This is a genomic window from Paracoccus mangrovi, from assembly GCF_042648425.1.
GTDB lineage: Bacteria > Pseudomonadota > Alphaproteobacteria > Rhodobacterales > Rhodobacteraceae > Paracoccus > Paracoccus mangrovi.
This window is the reverse complement of the sequence record NZ_JBHRXJ010000005.1, coordinates 186,189-202,768: the sequence shown is the minus strand read 5'-3', so window position 1 is coordinate 202,768 and position 16,580 is coordinate 186,189. Positions and strand designations below refer to the sequence as shown.

Sequence of the window (16,580 nt, the reverse complement as noted above, 5' to 3'; positions counted from 1 at the left end):
CGCTGCCCGCTTTACCTGACGAGCTATGTCTGCGCATCCCGAACATCTGATCCTTTCCGGCGCGCCCGAGGGCATGGACGCCGCGCTGCTTGCGCGCGAACTGGCGCGCGGTCAGCCGGTGATCCATATCGCCCGTGACGACCGCCGGATGGCGGCGATGCGCGCGGCGCTGAATTTCTTTGCCCCCAAGGCGGTGGTGCTGGAATTTCCCGCCTGGGACACGACGCCCTATGACCGCGTTTCGCCCGCGCCCGAGGTGATGGCCGCGCGCATGGCGGTGCTGACGGCGCTGGCCCATGGCGCGATCCGGGGGCCTCTCGTGTTGCTGACCACGCTGAACGCGGCGATGCAGCGCGTCCCCCCGCGCGAGATCCTGCGCGAGGCCAGCTTTTCGGCCGCCGTCGGCGACCGCATGGATGAGGCCGCGCTGCGCGCGTTCCTGACCCGCATGGGCTTTGCCCAGGCGCCGACGGTGACCGAGCCGGGCGATTTCGCCGTCCGGGGCGGCATCATCGACATCTATCCCCCCGGCGATACCGGGCCGATCCGGCTGGACATGTTCGGCGACGTGCTGGACGGCGCCCGCCGTTTCGATCCTGAAACCCAGCGTTCGACCGACAAGCTGGACCGGGTCGAGCTGGCCCCCATGTCCGAGGTGATCCTGGACGAGGCCGCGATCACCCGCTTTCGCCAGAATTACCGCGCCGAATATGGCGGCGGGGGCAATGACCCGCTTTACGAAGGCATCAGCGCCGGCCGCAAGATGGCGGGGATGGAACATTGGCTGCCATGGTTTCACAGCCGGCTGGAAAGCCTGTTCGATTATCTGCCCGGGGCCTCGGTCGTGCTGGACGACCATCTGGATCAGGTGCGCGACGCCCGCTGGCACATGATCAGCGAACAGTTCGATGCCCGGCGCGAGGCGTTGGGCCGCAAGGGTGGCACCGATACCGTCTATCGCCCGGTGCCGCCGGGCGAAATCTTTCCCGATGCTGCCGAATGGCAGCGCTGGCTTGATGCGCATCGGCTGTTGCGCCTGTCGGTTCTGCATCAGCCGCCGGGGCCGGGGGTGCTGGATGCAGGCGGCCGGGTCGGACGCAGCTTCGCGCCCGAGCGACAGGCCGAAAAGGGAAACCTCTTCAAGGCGCTGGCCGACCATGTTCAGGCCCTGTCCCGCGACCACCGCGTCGTCATCGCCAGCTTTTCCGAAGGCGCGCGCGAACGGCTTTCCGGGCTTTTGGCCGATGAGGGCGTGACCTCGGGCAAGCTGATCGCGGATCTGCGCGATCTGCCTGATCAGCCCGGCGCGCTGGGGCTGGCGGTCTGGCCGCTGGATGAGGGGTTCGTCTCCGAGGGGCAGGCGACCGGCCCCCTCGCCGTGATCTCGGAACAGGACGTTCTGGGCGACCGGCTGATCCGGGGTGCGAAACGCCGCCGCAAGGCCGAGAATTTCCTGCGCGACACCACGACGCTGAGCCCCGGCGATCTGGTCGTGCATGTCGAACATGGCATCGGGCGCTATACCGGGCTGGAAACCGTGATGGCGCTTGGCGTGCCTCATGATTGTGTCGCGCTGGAATATGCCGGCGGCGACCGGCTGTTCCTGCCGGTCGAGAATATCGAACTGCTTAGCCGCTATGGCCATGAAGAGGGGCTTTTGGACAAGCTGGGCGGCGGCGCCTGGCAGGCGCGCAAGGCCCGGCTCAAGGAACGCATCAAGCTGATCGCGGACCGGCTGATGCGCATCGCCGCCGAGCGGCTGTTGCGCGCGGCGCCGGTGCTGGAACCCGAACATCACGAGACCGAGGAATTCGCCGCCCGCTTTCCCTATGCCGAGACCGAGGATCAGGCCACCGCCATCGCCGATGTGGCCGAGGATCTGGCCGCCGGGCGGCCCATGGACCGGCTGGTCGTCGGCGATGTGGGGTTCGGCAAGACCGAGGTGGCGATGCGCGCGGCCTTTGTCGCCGCAAGCCAGGGCTATCAGGTCGCGGTGGTGGCGCCCACGACGCTGCTGGCGCGCCAGCATTTCCGCACATTCGCCGAGCGGTTCCGGGGCACCGCGATCAATGTCCGCCCCCTGTCGCGTTTCGTCAGCGCCAAGGACGCCACCGAGACCCGCAAAGGGCTGGCCGAGGGTACGGTCGATATCGTCGTCGGCACCCATGCGGTGCTGGCCAAACAGGTGCGGTTCAAGAACCTTGGCCTCTTGATCGTCGATGAGGAACAGCATTTCGGCGTCGGTCACAAGGAACGGCTGAAAGAGCTGCGCAGCGATATCCACGTCCTGACCCTGACCGCGACGCCGATCCCGCGCACGCTGCAACTGTCGCTGACGGGCGTGCGGGATCTGTCGATCATCGGCACGCCCCCGGTCGACCGGCTGGCGATCCGCACCTATGTCAGCGAATTCGACAGCGTCACCATCCGCGAGGCGCTTTTGCGCGAAAAATATCGCGGCGGCCAAAGCTTTTTCGTGGTGCCGCGCCTGTCCGACCTGCCCGAGATCGAGGATTGGCTGAAAGAACACGTCCCCGAAATCAGCTATATCGTCGCCCATGGCCAGCTTGCGGCCGGCGATTTGGATCAGCGGATGAACGCGTTTTACGATGGCAGCCATGACGTGCTTCTGGCCACCAGCATCGTCGAATCCGGGCTGGATATTCCGACCGCGAACACGATGGTCGTCTGGCGTGCGGACATGTTCGGGCTGGCGCAGCTTTACCAGATCCGCGGCCGCGTCGGGCGGTCAAAGACCCGCGCCTATTGCTATCTGACCACGAAACCCCGGGTGCCGTTGACGCCGCAGGCGATGCGGCGGCTGAAATTCCTTGGCTCGATCGACAGTCTGGGCGCGGGCTTCAATCTGGCGTCGCAGGATCTGGACCTGCGCGGGGCAGGCAACCTTTTGGGTGAGGAACAGTCCGGCCATATCAAGGAGGTCGGCTTTGAACTCTATCAGCAGATGCTTGAGGAAACGATCGCCAAGCTGAAATCCGGCGAGATCGAGGGCACGCCCGAGGATGAATGGGCGCCGCAGCTGAACCTTGGCGTGCCGGTGACGATCCCGGAAAGCTATATCCCCGATCTGGACGTGCGGCTTGGCCTGTATCGCCGGCTGGCCGAGCTGACCACCAAGGTCGAGCTTGAGGGGTTCGCAGCCGAGCTGATCGACCGTTTCGGCCCCCTCCCGCGCGAGGTGAACACGCTTTTGCTGGTCATCCGCATCAAGGCGATGGCCAAGCGCGCCAATATCTCGAAACTGGATGCCGGCCCCAAGGGCGCGACGATTCAGTTCCACGGCGACAAGTTCCCCAATCCCGCCGGTCTGGTCGAGTTCATCCACGATCAGCGCGGACAGGCCAAGGTGACCGACAACAAGATCGTCATCCTGCGCGATTGGCCGGGTGATGCCGACCGCATCAAGGGCGCTTTCGCGATTGCCAAGGATCTGGCGGCCAAGATCAAGGCCGCCAAACGCTAGGCCCGGCGCAGCGCCGTTTTCGGGCCGCGGCCCTGGTTTCGTTCATCCCATAAAACCCGAGCCGGCGATCCCGGCCCCGCGCCCGCTTCGCCCGGCGGGCCTTGGCGCGGGGGGCCGGATTCCGCGCCATGGGGCCGCAAAACGCATTTGCTTAAAAATCGGGCACAATCCGCCCGGAACCGGAATTTTGCATGGCCATCCGATAAAACGGTTTACAAGCGTCGCTCTTGTGTAAGTAAATCGGTTTATAAGACGTCGAAACGGGTGATTCTTGGCAAATCTGCGGGATGTGGCACGACAGGCGGGGGTTTCGGCGGCGACGGTGTCACGCTGGCTGAACGGCTCGTTGAACCTGCCCGAACAGACCCGCACCGCCATTCAGGACGCCATTCAGGCGCTGAATTACCGCCCCAATCCCTATGCGCGTTCGCTGAGCCGGGGGCGCACCGATACGCTTTGCATGGTGGTGCCCGACATCAAGGTGCCCTTCTTTGCCGCGCTGGCGGCGGCGGTCGAAAACGCCTCGTTCAATCGTGAGGTGGGGTTGCAGCTTTCGGTCACGCTGAACCGTCCGGGGCGCGAGATGCGCTATCTGGAAAGCGTGGCGGCGCGGCATGTGGACGGGGTCATCTTTGTCACCAACCATGCCGAAGTCGCGCCGCTGGCCCAGCAGATCCGCAAGGCCCGGCGGGTGGTGGTGATGGATGAGGACATTCCGGGCGCGGTCGCGCCGCGCCTGTTTTGCGACAATCATCAGGGCGGGCGGCTTGCGGGTGCACATCTGACGCGGCATGGGCACCGCCAGATCGCGGCCATCGGCGTCGGGGATGACATGCTGTCGGGCACCCGACGCTTTGAAGGCTTTCGCCAAGCCGTGCTCGAGGCCTTTCCCGATGCCGAGATCCAGCGCGAAAGCGGCGTCTATACGATCGAGGACGGGCGGCGCATGACCCAGGCTCTGCTGAACCGGGGCCGGCCCTTTACCGCGCTTTTCGCCATGTCCGACGAGATGGTGACCGGCGCGCTTCAGGTCTTTGCCGAGCGCGGCATCCGCGTGCCGCAGGATGTCTCGGTCGTGGGCTTTGACGATATTCTGCCGCTGGACATGTTTTCCACCCCGATCACCGCCGTGCGCCAGCCGGTCGAGGCGTTGGGGCAGAAGGCGGTCGAACTGCTTCTGGATACGGACTGGGATGATCCGGCCGCGCTGGCCGTCGAGCATCTTTTGCCCGTCACGCTGATCGAGCGAAGCTCCGTTGCCTTCGTCTCGACCAAGAACCAAGCAACGGACCAACAGGAGAACCCGACATGACCCGTTTCACTATCACCCGTCGCGGCCTGGCCGTGCTGGCCGGTTCCGCCGCGCTGCTGGCCGCGATGCCGGCAATGGCCAAGGACAAGACCTTTGCTCTGGTCCAGATCAACCAGCAGGCGCTGTTCTTCAACCAGATGAACGAGGGCGCCGAAGCGGCGGCCAAGGCGGCCGGCGACACGCTGACCATCTTTAACGCCAATAACGACCCGGCGGCGCAGAACTCGGCCATCGAGACCTTTATCCAGCAAAAGGTCGATGGCATCGCCGTCGTCGCCATCGATGTGAACGGCATCATGCCGGCCGTGCAACAGGCCGCCGATGCCGGCATTCCGGTCGTCGCCATCGACGCCATCCTGCCCGAGGGCCCGCAAAAGGCCCAGATCGGCGTCGATAACGGCAAGACCGCCGCCGATATCGCGACCTTCTATACCGGCCAGCTGGGCGATGCGAACAAGCTGGGCGTGGTCGGCGCGCTGAACAGCTTTATCCAGAACATCCGCAAGGACGAGTTCCTGAAGGTGACGGATGCGACCGGCAAGGTCGAACAGGTCGGCGTGGTCGACGGGCAGAACGTGCAGGACGTGGCGCTTGGCGCGGCCGAGAACCTGTTGACCGCAAACCCCGATCTGACCGCGATCTATGCCACCGGCGAGCCGCAGATGGTCGCCTCGGTCGCCGCCGTGCAAAGCCAGGGCCGTCAGGACAGCGTCAAGGTCTATGGCTGGGACCTGACCAAAAGCGTGATCGACGGCATTGATGCGGGCTATGTCGCCGGGGTCGTCCAGCAGGATCCGGCCGGCATGGGCAAGGCCGCGGTCGAGGCTCTGGACAAGCTGACCGCCGGCGAGACGGTCGAGGCGGTGATCTCGGTCCCGGCCACCATCGTCACCAAAGAGAACGTGGACCAGTTCCGCGACATGTTCAAATGACGGCAACCGCCGCTATCAGAGAGGGCGTTTCGCCCTCTCTCGATGCTGCGCCGCCGCTGGTGTCGCTGCGGGGCATCAAGCTGACCTTCGGTTCGCATCAGGCGCTGCGCGGGGTCGATCTGGATATCCGTCCGGGCGAATGCCTTGCGCTTCTGGGCGACAATGCGGCCGGGAAATCCACGCTCTCCAAGGTGATTTCCGGCACCTATATCCCCGATGAGGGCACGATCACCGTCGAGGGGGAAACGGTCCGATTTGCCGGTCCGAACGACGCCCGTTCGCGCCATATCGAGATGGTGTTCCAGGATCTGGCGCTTTGCGACCATATCGATGTGGTGGGCAACCTGTTTCTGGGCCGCGAGATCCGCAAGGGGCCGTTTCTGGATCAAAGGGCCATGCTGACCCGCGCGCATGAAATGCTGAGCGCGCTGGAAATCCGCATCCCCCGGCTGACCGCCAAGGTCGAAAAACTTTCGGGCGGCCAGCGTCAGGCCATCGCCATCGCCCGCGCCGCCTCGTTCCAGCCCAAGGTGCTGATCATGGACGAACCGACCTCGGCCCTGGCCGTGGCCGAGGTCGAGGCGGTGCTTGCCCTGATCAACCGCGTCAAGGCGCGGGGCGTCGGTGTCGTGCTGATCACCCATCGCCTGCAGGACGTGTTTCGTGTCTGCGACCGCATCGCCGTCATGTATGAGGGCACCAAGGTGGCCGAACGGATGATCCATGAGACCAATCTGGAAGAGGTGGTGCAACTGATCACCGGAGGGCACAAATGACCGCCTATACTGAACGCGCCAAGGCAAGTCCCTTGGTCGAATGGCTGAACGACCATGCCCAGGTGCTGTCCATCGCGCTGTTCTTTGCCGTCTGCATGGCATTTTTCGGCGCAAGGTCGGATACGTTTCTGTCGACGGGCAACCTGCTGAACATCCTGCGTCAGGCGGCGCCGGTGCTGATCGTGGCCATCGCCATGACCTTTGTCATCGTGACGGCCGGGATCGATCTTTCGGTCGGCTCGATCGTGGCGCTGGTCAATGCGCTGGCGGCGATCCTGATGGCGCAGAATATCGGCTGGTTCACGACCATCATCCTGATGCTGGTGGTGGGCGGGCTGATCGGGCTGGTGCAGGGCTGGTTCATCGCCTTTCAGCGCATTCCGGCCTTTATCGTCACGCTGGCCGGGATGTCGATCCTGCGCGGCTTTGCGCTGTGGATCACCGCCGGCTATTCGATCCCGATCACCGATCAGCCGGGCTTTTTCTGGCTGGGACGCGGCAATCTGCTGGGCATTCCGGTGCCGGCGCTGATCGCCATCCTGACGGCTGTCGCGGGCCTCGTCTGTATCCAGCACACGCGCTATGGTCGCCGTGTCGTCGCCACCGGCTCGAATCTTGAGGCGGCGCGGCGGGTGGGCATGCCGGCACGCTGGATCCTTTGTTCGGTCTATGCGCTCAGCGGGCTCGCCTGTGCGGTCGCCGGGCTTCTGATCGCGGCCCGGCTCGGCTCGGGTTCGTCCAATGCGGCGGTCGGCTTCGAGATGCAGGTGATCGCGGCGGTCGTGCTGGGCGGGACCTCGCTGATGGGGGGGCGCGGCTCGATCCTGGGGACGGTGCTGGGCGCGCTGACCATTTCCATCATCGGCAATGGGCTGATCCTCATGCATGTCTCGCCGTTTTTCACCCAGATCGTCACCGGCATCATCATTCTGGCCGCAATCTGGATGAACACCCGCCTGTTCGGCAGCGGTTTCAAGCTTCGAAAGGGCTGAGCCATGTCTGAATTGTCGCAAGCGCATGTCGGGTCGGGACTGGTGATGACCGTGGACGGTCCGGTTCCGACCGAACAGATGGGCATCACCTTGATGCATGAACATCTGAACAACGATTGCTCATGTTGGTGGAACCCGCCCGAGGATCCGGCGCGCGCCTATCTGGTCGATCACCCGATCACGCCCGAGATCTATTCCGAACTGTTGCAGGATCCATTCGTGAACCGCCCCAATCTTGGCGTGAACGAGCCCGAACTGGTCGCGCGCGAGCTGGGCTATTTCACCGCGCAGGGCGGGCGCACCGTGGTCGATCCGACCTGTCGCGGGATCGGGCGCGATCCGCGCGTGCTGCGCCGGATCGCCCGGGACTCGGGCACCCGGATCGTCATGGGGGCGGGGTATTATCTCGGCACCTCGCTGCCGGGCTATTTCCACGATCTGAGCGTCGAGGACATCGCCGACCAGATCGTCGACGAGGCCCTGAACGGCACCGACGGCACCGATGCGCGGATCGGGCTGATCGGTGAAATCGGCGTCGGCGCGGATTTCACCGCCGATGAAGAACGCAGCCTGCGCGGCGCGGCCCAGGCGCAGGTCCGCACGGGACTGCCGCTGATGGTGCATCTGCCGGCATGGTTCCGGCTGGCCCACAAGGTCCTCGACATCGTCGCGGGCGAAGGGGCCGATCTGAACCATACCGTGCTGTGCCACATGAACCCGTCCTGGATGGACCGGACCTATCAGCACGAACTGGCCGCGCGCGGTGCCTTTATCGAATACGACATGATCGGCAACCTGTTCTATTATGCCGATCAGGATGCCGACTGTCCCGCCGATGCCGATTGCGCGCGCGCCATTCAGGGCCTGATCGAGGCCGGGCATGGCCACAAGGTGCTGTTAAGTCATGACGTGTTTCTAAAGGTCATGCTGCGCCATTACGGCGGCAACGGCTATGGCTTTGTGAACGCGCATTTCCTGCCAAGGCTGAAACGGCTGGGCATCGACCCTGTGGTCGTGGACCGGCTGATGGTGGACAACCCGCGGCGTGTGTTCGACGCGCGTTTCGCGGCAAACAATCAAGAAGGATAAGAAAAAATGACCAAGAAGGTTCTGCTGGTCGGGGAAAGCTGGCTGTCCTCGGCCACGCATTACAAGGGGTTCGATCAGTTCGGCTCGGTGACCTTTCACAAGGGATGCCAGCCGCTGATCGACGCGCTCAAGGACACGGACTATGCCCTGACCCATATGCCCGCGCATGATGCGCAGGACGATTTTCCCTTTGATATCGAGGGGATTCGCGAATGGGACATCATCATCCTGTCCGATATCGGGGCCTCGACCTTTCTGTTGCCGCAACGGGTCTGGGTCCATAGCCAGACCGCGCCGAACCGGCTGCGCCTGTTGAAGCAATGGGTCGAAGAGGGCGGCAAGCTGGTCATGGCCGGCGGCTATTTCAGCTTTCAGGGCATCGACGGCAAGGCACGCTGGCGCAACACCGCCGTCGAAGAGGTGCTGCCCGTCACCTGCCATCCCTGGGATGACCGCATCGAAATCCCCGAGGGCGCGAAGGCGGATCTTGTCGCGCCCGGTCACGCGCTGCTCAAGGACATGCCGGCCGACTGGCCGCCGGTGCTGGGCGTGAACGAGGTGATGCTGAAAGACGGCGCCGAGCTGGTGGCCCGTCTGCCCGAGGATCAGGGGGGGCATCCGCTTCTGGCCTGTGGGCGCTATGGCAAGGGGCGTTCGGTGGTCTGGACCTCGGACATGTCGCCGCATTGGCTGTCGCCCGAATTCTGCGCCTGGCAGGGGTATCGCCAGCTTTGGCTGAACATCTTCGGCTGGCTTCAGGCACAGGACTAGGGCCGTGCGGCCCTATTCAAAGACGCGGGCGAATTCGGCGCGGCTGGGGAATGCGGTTTGCGTGCCCCAGCGCGCGACGGCCATCGCCCCGGCCCAGCAGGCGATCCTGATGTCGCCTGCATCGGGCCGTGTGGCGCCGCGCCGCATCATCGCGCCGATCAGCGCGCCAAGAAAGCAATCGCCCGCGCCGGTCGGATCGGCCGGCGTCACCCGGGGCGCCGGCACCTGTTCGCAAAGGGCGCCTTCGAGCCACAGCTCGGCCCCGTCCGGGCCGCGCGTGCGCACCAATGCCGCCCGCCGCGACAGCGCCTCGGCACCCCCCAGCGCCCGGGTCTCGACCTCGTTCGCCACGATGATCTCGGCCATCGCCAAAGCCTGCGCCGTGATGCCGTCGAGGGGCGAGGGGTTCAGCACACGGACCATGCCCTGCGCCGCATGCAGCACCGCCTCGGTCACGTCCGGGCGCAGATTTCCCTGCATGACCAACAGATCGCCCCGCAGATGCGGCAGGATCTCCCGAGGCGTCAGCGACTGCGCACAGTCCTGCGTGGTGATCACGGCGTTCTCGCCGCTTTCCTCGCGCAGAATGATCGACAGGTCGCTGATCCCGTCGCCATATTCGACCAGATGCAGCGCCAGCCCCTCGGATGTCAGCGCCGCGCGCAGGGCATGGCCGCGCAGATCGCCGCCCAGAGCCGCGACCAGACCCACAAGACCCGGCTCGCCCAAAGCGCGCGCCAGCGCCACCGCCTGGTTCGCGCCCTTGCCCCCCGCGCCGCCGGAAAGCGCCCGGGCCGGGATCGAGGCCCCGGGCGCGGGCAGCGCCGCCACCGCGAAACTGTCATCCCAAGCCAGATTGCCCACCACCAGCGCCTTGCGCATTCCCGCCCCCGAATTTTGCAGAAAGGCCGCGCCATGCAGCTGATTTCCGACCGACCCGCTCATGCGATAAAAGACATCTTCGTGCGCGACAAGGCATTGATCGGCATGATCCATTGCCCGGCCTTTCCCGGCGCGCCCCGCTATCGCGGCCAACCCATGTACGAGATTTATGACGCCTGTCTGCGCGATGCCGAGGCGCTGATCGAAAACGGCATGCATGGGCTGATCGTGGAAAACCACGGCGATATCCCGTTTCTGAAACCCGATGAGATCACCTGCGAGACGGCGGCCTTTATGGCCGTGGTGACGGATCGCATCCGCCAGCGCTTTGACGTGCCGGTGGGGGTCAATGTGCTTGCCAATGCGCCGATCCCGGCTATCGCCATCGCTGCCGCCGGCGGGGCGGCCTTTATCCGGGTCAACGAATGGGCCAATGCCTATGTCGCGAATGAGGGGTTCATCGAGGGCCGCGCCGGCGAGGCGCTGCGTTTCCGGGCCCGGCTGCGCCAGGACAGCATCCGGGTCTTTGCCGACAGCCATGTCAAGCACGGCGCCCATGCCATCGTGGCCGATCGCAGCATTCAGGAACTGACCCGCGACATCGCCTTTTTCGACGCCGATGCGGTGATCGCGACCGGGCAGCGTACCGGCGACGCCGCCAATCCCGATGAGATCCGCACCATCCGCGAGGCGACGCATCTGCCTCTGCTGGTCGGTTCGGGCGTGAATGAGGGCAATATCGGCCAGATCCTGGCGCTGACCGACGGTGTGATCATCGCCTCATCGCTGAAACAGGATGGCGTCTGGTGGAATCCGGTCGATCCGGCCCGCGTGCGCAGCTTTGTCGCCCGCGCGGCCGAGGCGTTGTGATGGAGGATCTTGCCTGGCTCTTGGCACAGCATGACCGGCTTGTGGCCCTGCGCCGTGAATTCCACGCCCATCCCGAAATCGCCTTCGAAGAGGAATGGACGGCGGACCGGCTTTCGGGGCTGCTGTCGGGGTTGGGGTGCCGGATTTCGCGACGGATCGGCGGCACCGGCTTTGTCGCCACGCTGCCCGGCGGCGACGGTCCCGCCGTCGCGCTGCGCACGGATATGGACGCGCTGCCCCAGGACGAGGCCACGGGCCTCGCCTATGCCTCGACCCGGCCGGGGCGGATGCATGCCTGTGGCCATGACGGGCATATGGTCCTGCTTCTGGCGACGGCCGAGTTGCTGGCGGGCGGTCCCGCGCTGCCGGGACCGGTGCATTTCATCTGTCAGCCGGCCGAGGAAACCGGGCGGGGCGCCGAGGCGATGATGGCCGACGGGCTTTTCGACGAGATCGCGCCGGCCCTGACCTTCGGCTATCACAACTGGCCCGGCCTGCCTTTGGGCGTCGTCTCGGGCCGCGAGGGGCCGATCATGGCCGCCTATCGCAAGCTTGGCTATCACATCGAGGGGCGCGGAGGTCACGCCGCGATGCCGCAGCACTGTTCGCCGCTTTATGCGGCCATGGCGCGGCTGATCCTGCTGACCGGGGAACGTATCGCGGCCGAACTGCCTGCGACCGCCTTCGCCTTTACCCAGAACCATGGCAGCGTCGCGGCCAATATCATCCCCGCCAGCCTGACGCTTTCGGGGTCTTTCCGGTTTCTGGTCCCGGACGAGGGCCGGCTGGTTCAGGACATCCTTGCGGATTGCGCGACCCGCGTGGTGGCCGAGTTCGGGACAAGGGTCACACCCTTTTCCGAGCGCGTCTTTGACGTGACGGCCAATCACGGGGCCGCCGTCGATGCGGTCCGGCGGATCGAAGGCCCGCTAAGCTGGCGCGAGGCCGCAGCACCATCAATGGTTTCCGAGGATTTCGGCAGCATGATCCGGGACCGCCGTGGCTGTTATGTCTGGCTTGGTGCCGGCGAGGACCGCCCCGCGCTGCACACGACCAGCTTTGACTTTCACGATGCGCTTTTGCTTACGGCGCCGGCGCATCTGGCGGCCGTACTGCGCCGCGCCAGCATGTCCGAGGCATCGAAGGCTTAGGCCAGGCAGGGCCGCCGTCCCGGACAGGGAAAGGCTTGGCCGCATGAGGTCGGGCGTTTTCAGTGGCGCGGAATGCGATCATCCCAAAGCGGGGCGATCATCATACCGGGCGATCCCGATATCTGCGTCACGTCCGACTGATCGGAACCCGCCGAGGGGGAGTGCGTCACGAAAGTGTTTTGGTACAAGCATCGGCTCGAACCGCCAAATATGCCGACCTTGGCAGTTGCTCTTTCCGAGCTGTCGGCGGATGAGGCGATCTTACCGACAGTTCGTCAAAGCTCGACCTCGACCGTAGCGGCGGTTCTGATGTCGCCACGAATCCCTGCCATCGTTCGACGATCCGTAACCGCGCGGGTTAAAGGGGCAAAACGGGCACGCTTCCGGCAAAACTTCTGCCATGCGACAGCTTCTTCTGCTCAGCTGTCGCATGGATCAAGTCTGGCTCCTGCGGGCCCGGCTGGCTGAGGCCGATCCGGAAAGAACGGAAAACTGGCTTGATGTGTTCAGAACTTATTGTCCCCGGCATCGGCGAACAAACATCCTGCATCAATTTTCGATTTTTTTGGGGAAGTGGTGCCCGGAGGCGGATTCGAACCACCGACACGCGGATTTTCAATCCGCTGCTCTACCAACTGAGCTATCCGGGCGCCGTTGCTTTCGCTGTCGGCAGGCGCGTTATTAGGGTGGCTTGCGTCCGCTGTCCAGAGCGAAAAACAAGAAAATCACGCGTCGGATTCAGGTTCCTGCACCGGCTCGCCCGGGATGCGATAGCTGCCGCGCAACCAATGCGCCAGATCGACATCCGCACAGCGCCGCGAGCAAAAGGGGCGATAGCGTTCCACCATCGGTTTGCCGCAGATTGGACATTTCATCGCCCGCTCCCGTCAGCCAAGCCGCGCGAGCGCAACCCGGTCGCGCTTGCGGCTGATTTCGTAAAGTCCCATCGCGGTCCAGCCGATCAACACGGTCTCGGCCGCTTCGGCCTTGAAGGCCGAGCGCAGGATCTGTTCGACTGTGCCGCGGTCACGCTTTGGCATCGGGGCGAAATCGACGACGATCTGCCCGCCAAGACCGCGCAGCCGCAACTGGCGCGGCAGATCGCGCGCCAAGGCGATATTGGCCTTGAGTCCCGCCGCCGGGGAATGGTCGCTGCCGGTATTGACGTCGATGGCGACCAGCGCACGCAGGGCCTCGATCTCGGCCCAGGCGCCGTTGCCAAGTTCGACCCGGCTTTGCAGCAATGATTCGACCTGATCGACGGTGCCGGTCAGCTCAAAGGCGTCGGGGCCATCCTCGACGCTGTCGGGTTCGGGATCGGACCAGTCGCGCCACGCCGTTTCGGCCGGCGTGGGGGCGTCCAGCAAAAGCTCGGGCGGGCCATCGCTGTCGGCGGTGATCGCGGCGGCAAGTTCGAGTATCTGGTCGAGCTCGGCGGCGACGTCATCGTCATCGGCATGGGCGGCCAGACTGCGAAACACGATTCCGGGGGGCGAGGCCATGTCCGACAGCGCCTGTTCGCCCAGCCGGGTCAGCGCGTCGCGCAGATCGGTATCGCGAATGCGGCGCGAGACATTGACGCCCGGCACCCCCGGGGTGGCGATGACAAGCCGGCCGCGAAAGCTGAGCCGCGTCGAGACGGGCAGGGCTTTTCCCTCTTCGGTGCTGCCGCTGATCTGCACGATCAGCGACTGCCCCTCGCGCAGGCCGTTGCGGTCGCGCAGAAAGCCGCGCGCGCCTTCGGGCAGGCGCAGAAAGACGCCGCCCTGACCCTTGACCAGCCGATCGACCTTGGCGCGGCAGATTGCGCCGGGGGCGAAGGGCATGACATCGCTGCTGTCGATCAACAGATCCTCGAGCCGGCCATCCTCGACCAGCGCCGCGGCGTCGCGTCCGAAAACCTGTCCTATGACGATCTGGCGGCCCTTCACTTGCGATTTTCCCTTATTCCAATGCTGGCAAGCAGTGTTGCGGTCTCGGCCAGCGGCAGGCCCACCACCCCTGTATATGAGCCGCGGATCCAGATCGCAAAGGCGGATGCGCGGCCCTGGATGCCATATCCGCCGGCCTTGCCGCGCCATTCCTCCGAGGCGACATAGGTATCGATTTCGGCCTTGGTCAGAGGGCGAAAGCGGATCGTCGTTTCAACCAGCCGTTCGCGCAGGCGCCCGTCCGACGCAAGCGCCACCGCCGTCAGAACCAGGTGCCGCCGCCCGGACAAAAGGCGCAGAAACTCTGCCGCCTCATGCGGTGTTTCAGGCTTGCCCAGAATGCGGCGTCCGACAACCACGGTCGTATCGGCACAAAGCACCGCGCCGCCGCGATCGTTGGGGACGGCGCTGGCCTTTTCGCGCGCCATGCGGCGGACATAGTCGCGTGGCGCCTCGTCCCGAAGGGGCGTCTCGTCGATTTCGGCGGGCACGATTCGCGCGGGAACGATTCCGATCTGGGCCAAAAGCTCCAGCCGGCGCGGGCTGGCCGATCCAAGGATCAGCTCTGGTGTCGTGCCTGTGACTTTCAACGGCGCGGCAACACCGCCGACAAGGGCATCGGAATGCGCGCCGTCCGAATTTGCGGCGGCATCGTCCGGTATGGCCGTGCCACCAGCTGCGGGCCGCGATGTCATCCCGGCCCGTCCGTCACTTGAAGCGGTAATTGATCCGCCCCTTGGTCAGGTCATAGGTGTTCATTTCGACCTGAACCTTGTCTCCCGCGAGGACACGGATGCGGTTCTTGCGCATCTTTCCCGCCATATGCGCGATGATCTCATGGCCGTTCTCAAGCTCGACCCGGAATGTCGCATTAGGCAGGAGTTCCTTCACGACGCCGGGAAATTCGAGCATTTCTTCCTTGGCCATGTTCTCTCCTGAAAGGGGTACCCACGTCGTCGCGGGCGCATGCTACATGCGTCCAGACGCGTCCGTTTTCAAGCGGAAACTGGGAATCCGTCGAATCCGCCCGAACGAAGCCCATGGAAACTGGTCGATTCTGTCACAGAGCCGCGACTTTCGGCGACGGCGCGCAGCCTTGGAAACATCCTCGAAAGGCCGTGCGGGAATCAGGCAACCTCATTTTTCCCGCGCAGCGAGGGTTCTGCGCCCGTGATGTCGCGGAACGCATCGGCATGGCCAAGATCGTCCATCGGCGGTTCTATCCCGGAATCGAGCTCGGGCTGGTCGGTGAAGGATGGTGCATAAGCATCGGGGGCAAGGGCCGATCCCGCAGGTCCGGCAGATTTCGTCCCGGCTTTCGCATGTTTGAGGCGAAGCGCATGGAAACCGTCAGCCTCGCCCAGCCGCCCCAAAGCCAGAAGCTGACCGTTCGGGGTTTCCACGCGCGCCTCGTCCATGACGTTTTGCGGCAGCGGGATCAGCGATCCCGGCCCCAGCGCACGCAGCGCCTGAAGGCTGAGCTTGCGGCGACACAGGATGCCGACCACGCGCACGGGCGCGGCCTGAACCGATTCGCGCAGCGTTGCCTCGGCGACCGGGGCGGGGGTTGGGGTCGCAGCCGGCCCGGCGGGGGCGGCGGCCGGTTTGCCCTGTGCCACGGTCGTGCTGGATGTGAGTGCGACCGGACGGCTGTCGCGCCCGCCGGGGGCGGGCAGCGCAATCAGGATCGAGGCATCGCGCTGACCACCCGCACCGACACGGAAATGCAGGCTGAGCCGCTGCATCTCGCCATCCTCAAGCATCAAGGCCAGGGGGCGCGGATCGTCGATATAGGTGGCATAGCGATAGGCGCCAAAGGCGGGGCTATCCGCGTGCTGACGCAGTTCACGCCCCAATTCGGCCAGCAAGGCATTGACGAAATCGGCCGAGATGGTCGCATCCGTGCGCGTCGGGCGTCGGCTTTGCGCCGGCCGCGAGGTCACGCGCCCGATCGCCTGCATCTCGATGATCGAAGCCAATAGGTTCGGGCAAAGCGCCATCACCCCGAGTTCATCGCGGCTCCCCTCAAGCACGGTGAGCAGGGCGCGTTCGGGCAAGAGTTCGGTCAGTTCCGGCACGCTGACCGGGGCCAGCTCCACCCGTTCGATAAAGACCGGCAGGTGATGCAGCTTTTCGGCCGCGCGGCCAAGGGCAATCCCGGCCACGCGTTCCAGGCTGAGGCCGCCGCCGCCCGGCGTCGGGCCGCCAACGGTCAGGCTGCGGCCGCGTTCGGCGATGATGCGCCGCAACACCAGTCCGGTGCCGGGCACGGAACCGGCTTTGCCGGTCTTGGGCGTTTCACCCGTCATCTGTTCCTGTGCTGCGCTTTCCATATCCGGGCCGAATCAAGACACTCTTTCCGGCAAAATGGCACGGAGTGGTTGCCAAAT

General features: G+C 65.0%; 15 protein-coding genes and 1 tRNA gene. 9 read left to right on the top strand and 7 right to left on the bottom strand.

Annotated features, from left to right (window positions below):
• The first annotated feature begins 25 nt into the window (after positions 1 to 25).
• From mfd to ACFOMH_RS09450, 7 genes are all read left to right on the top strand, one after another.
• Positions 26 to 3,484, top strand: a complete 3,459-nt coding sequence (gene mfd, locus ACFOMH_RS09480) for a transcription-repair coupling factor (protein WP_377744120.1) — start codon at positions 26 to 28, stop codon at positions 3,482 to 3,484.
• A 271-nt stretch (positions 3,485 to 3,755) separates the two neighbouring features.
• Positions 3,756 to 4,796 (top strand): LacI family DNA-binding transcriptional regulator, encoded by a 1,041-nt coding sequence (locus ACFOMH_RS09475; RefSeq protein WP_377744118.1) that lies wholly within the window; start codon positions 3,756 to 3,758, stop codon positions 4,794 to 4,796.
• On the top strand, positions 4,793 to 5,728 hold the full coding sequence (locus tag ACFOMH_RS09470) for a substrate-binding domain-containing protein (protein ID WP_377744117.1): 936 nt from the start codon (positions 4,793 to 4,795) through the stop codon (positions 5,726 to 5,728). Before ACFOMH_RS09475 ends, ACFOMH_RS09470 begins: the two co-directional genes overlap by 4 nt.
• Entirely contained in the window at positions 5,725 to 6,504 is a 780-nt protein-coding gene (locus tag ACFOMH_RS09465; RefSeq protein WP_377744116.1) for an ATP-binding cassette domain-containing protein, read from the top strand. Before ACFOMH_RS09470 ends, ACFOMH_RS09465 begins: the two co-directional genes overlap by 4 nt.
• Positions 6,501 to 7,496, top strand: a complete 996-nt coding sequence (locus ACFOMH_RS09460; RefSeq protein WP_374425337.1) for an ABC transporter permease — start codon at positions 6,501 to 6,503, stop codon at positions 7,494 to 7,496. The genes ACFOMH_RS09465 and ACFOMH_RS09460 overlap by 4 nt, the downstream gene beginning before the upstream one ends.
• A 3-nt stretch (positions 7,497 to 7,499) precedes the next feature.
• Positions 7,500 to 8,585 carry a phosphotriesterase family protein gene (locus ACFOMH_RS09455; RefSeq protein WP_377744114.1) on the top strand — a complete coding sequence of 362 codons (1,086 nt, stop codon included), beginning with the start codon at positions 7,500 to 7,502 and terminating at the stop codon, positions 8,583 to 8,585.
• Positions 8,586 to 8,591: 6 nt separating this feature from the next.
• Positions 8,592 to 9,356 (top strand): glutamine amidotransferase, encoded by a 765-nt coding sequence (locus ACFOMH_RS09450; RefSeq protein ID WP_374425339.1) that lies wholly within the window; start codon positions 8,592 to 8,594, stop codon positions 9,354 to 9,356.
• Between the two features lie 12 nt (positions 9,357 to 9,368).
• Here the strand turns inward: ACFOMH_RS09450 and ACFOMH_RS09445 are convergent, their stop codons facing one another.
• Positions 9,369 to 10,301 carry a PfkB family carbohydrate kinase gene (locus tag ACFOMH_RS09445; protein WP_377744113.1) on the bottom strand — a complete coding sequence of 311 codons (933 nt, stop codon included), beginning with the start codon at positions 10,299 to 10,301 and terminating at the stop codon, positions 9,369 to 9,371.
• An 18-nt stretch (positions 10,302 to 10,319) separates the two neighbouring features.
• Here ACFOMH_RS09445 and ACFOMH_RS09440 point away from each other — a divergent pair, with 18 nt between their 5' ends.
• Both ACFOMH_RS09440 and ACFOMH_RS09435 read left to right on the top strand, forming a co-directional pair.
• On the top strand, positions 10,320 to 11,108 hold the full coding sequence (locus ACFOMH_RS09440) for a BtpA/SgcQ family protein (RefSeq protein WP_377744111.1): 789 nt from the start codon (positions 10,320 to 10,322) through the stop codon (positions 11,106 to 11,108).
• Complete coding sequence (locus ACFOMH_RS09435; RefSeq protein WP_377744109.1) at positions 11,108 to 12,259, top strand: M20 metallopeptidase family protein; 1,152 nt, start codon at positions 11,108 to 11,110, stop codon at positions 12,257 to 12,259. Before ACFOMH_RS09440 ends, ACFOMH_RS09435 begins: the two co-directional genes overlap by 1 nt.
• 574 nt (positions 12,260 to 12,833) lie before the next feature.
• Here the strand turns inward: ACFOMH_RS09435 and ACFOMH_RS09430 are convergent.
• The 6 genes from ACFOMH_RS09430 to ACFOMH_RS09405 all read right to left on the bottom strand — a co-directional run bounded on the left by ACFOMH_RS09430 (position 12,834) and on the right by ACFOMH_RS09405 (position 16,523).
• Positions 12,834 to 12,909: transfer RNA gene (locus ACFOMH_RS09430), tRNA-Phe, on the bottom strand.
• A 75-nt stretch (positions 12,910 to 12,984) separates the two neighbouring features.
• A complete protein-coding gene (locus ACFOMH_RS09425; protein ID WP_374425354.1) occupies positions 12,985 to 13,134 on the bottom strand; it encodes a DNA gyrase inhibitor YacG in 150 nt (49 codons plus the stop codon).
• A 12-nt stretch (positions 13,135 to 13,146) separates the two neighbouring features.
• Entirely contained in the window at positions 13,147 to 14,190 is a 1,044-nt protein-coding gene (locus ACFOMH_RS09420) for a ribonuclease E/G (RefSeq protein WP_377744108.1), read from the bottom strand.
• Positions 14,187 to 14,780: a Maf family protein gene (locus tag ACFOMH_RS09415; RefSeq protein WP_377744107.1), complete on the bottom strand. Its 594-nt coding sequence runs from the start codon at positions 14,778 to 14,780 to the stop codon at positions 14,187 to 14,189. Before ACFOMH_RS09415 ends, ACFOMH_RS09420 begins: the two co-directional genes overlap by 4 nt.
• Before the next feature lie 118 nt (positions 14,781 to 14,898).
• Positions 14,899 to 15,117 (bottom strand): translation initiation factor IF-1, encoded by a 219-nt coding sequence (infA, locus tag ACFOMH_RS09410; RefSeq protein ID WP_010397442.1) that lies wholly within the window; start codon positions 15,115 to 15,117, stop codon positions 14,899 to 14,901.
• Between the two features lie 200 nt (positions 15,118 to 15,317).
• Positions 15,318 to 16,523, bottom strand: a complete 1,206-nt coding sequence (locus tag ACFOMH_RS09405; RefSeq protein WP_377744105.1) for a FliM/FliN family flagellar motor switch protein — start codon at positions 16,521 to 16,523, stop codon at positions 15,318 to 15,320.
• Positions 16,524 to 16,580 lie beyond the last annotated feature (57 nt).

What these genes read in the sequence shown, in the direction of transcription:
- mfd (WP_377744120.1), top strand. Translation starts at nt 26, where the DNA reads ATGTCTGCGCATCCCGAACATCTGATCCTTTCCGGCGCGCCCGAGGGC.
- ACFOMH_RS09470 (WP_377744117.1), top strand. Translation starts at nt 4,793, where the DNA reads ATGACCCGTTTCACTATCACCCGTCGCGGCCTGGCCGTGCTGGCCGGT.
- ACFOMH_RS09465 (WP_377744116.1), top strand. Translation starts at nt 5,725, where the DNA reads ATGACGGCAACCGCCGCTATCAGAGAGGGCGTTTCGCCCTCTCTCGAT.
- ACFOMH_RS09460 (WP_374425337.1), top strand. Translation starts at nt 6,501, where the DNA reads ATGACCGCCTATACTGAACGCGCCAAGGCAAGTCCCTTGGTCGAATGG.
- ACFOMH_RS09455 (WP_377744114.1), top strand. Translation starts at nt 7,500, where the DNA reads ATGTCTGAATTGTCGCAAGCGCATGTCGGGTCGGGACTGGTGATGACC.
- ACFOMH_RS09450 (WP_374425339.1), top strand. Translation starts at nt 8,592, where the DNA reads ATGACCAAGAAGGTTCTGCTGGTCGGGGAAAGCTGGCTGTCCTCGGCC.
- ACFOMH_RS09445 (WP_377744113.1), bottom strand. Translation starts at nt 10,301, where the DNA reads ATGAGCGGGTCGGTCGGAAATCAGCTGCATGGCGCGGCCTTTCTGCAA.
- ACFOMH_RS09435 (WP_377744109.1), top strand. Translation starts at nt 11,108, where the DNA reads ATGGAGGATCTTGCCTGGCTCTTGGCACAGCATGACCGGCTTGTGGCC.
- ACFOMH_RS09425 (WP_374425354.1), bottom strand. Translation starts at nt 13,134, where the DNA reads ATGAAATGTCCAATCTGCGGCAAACCGATGGTGGAACGCTATCGCCCC.
- infA (WP_010397442.1), bottom strand. Translation starts at nt 15,117, where the DNA reads ATGGCCAAGGAAGAAATGCTCGAATTTCCCGGCGTCGTGAAGGAACTC.
- ACFOMH_RS09405 (WP_377744105.1), bottom strand. Translation starts at nt 16,523, where the DNA reads ATGGAAAGCGCAGCACAGGAACAGATGACGGGTGAAACGCCCAAGACC.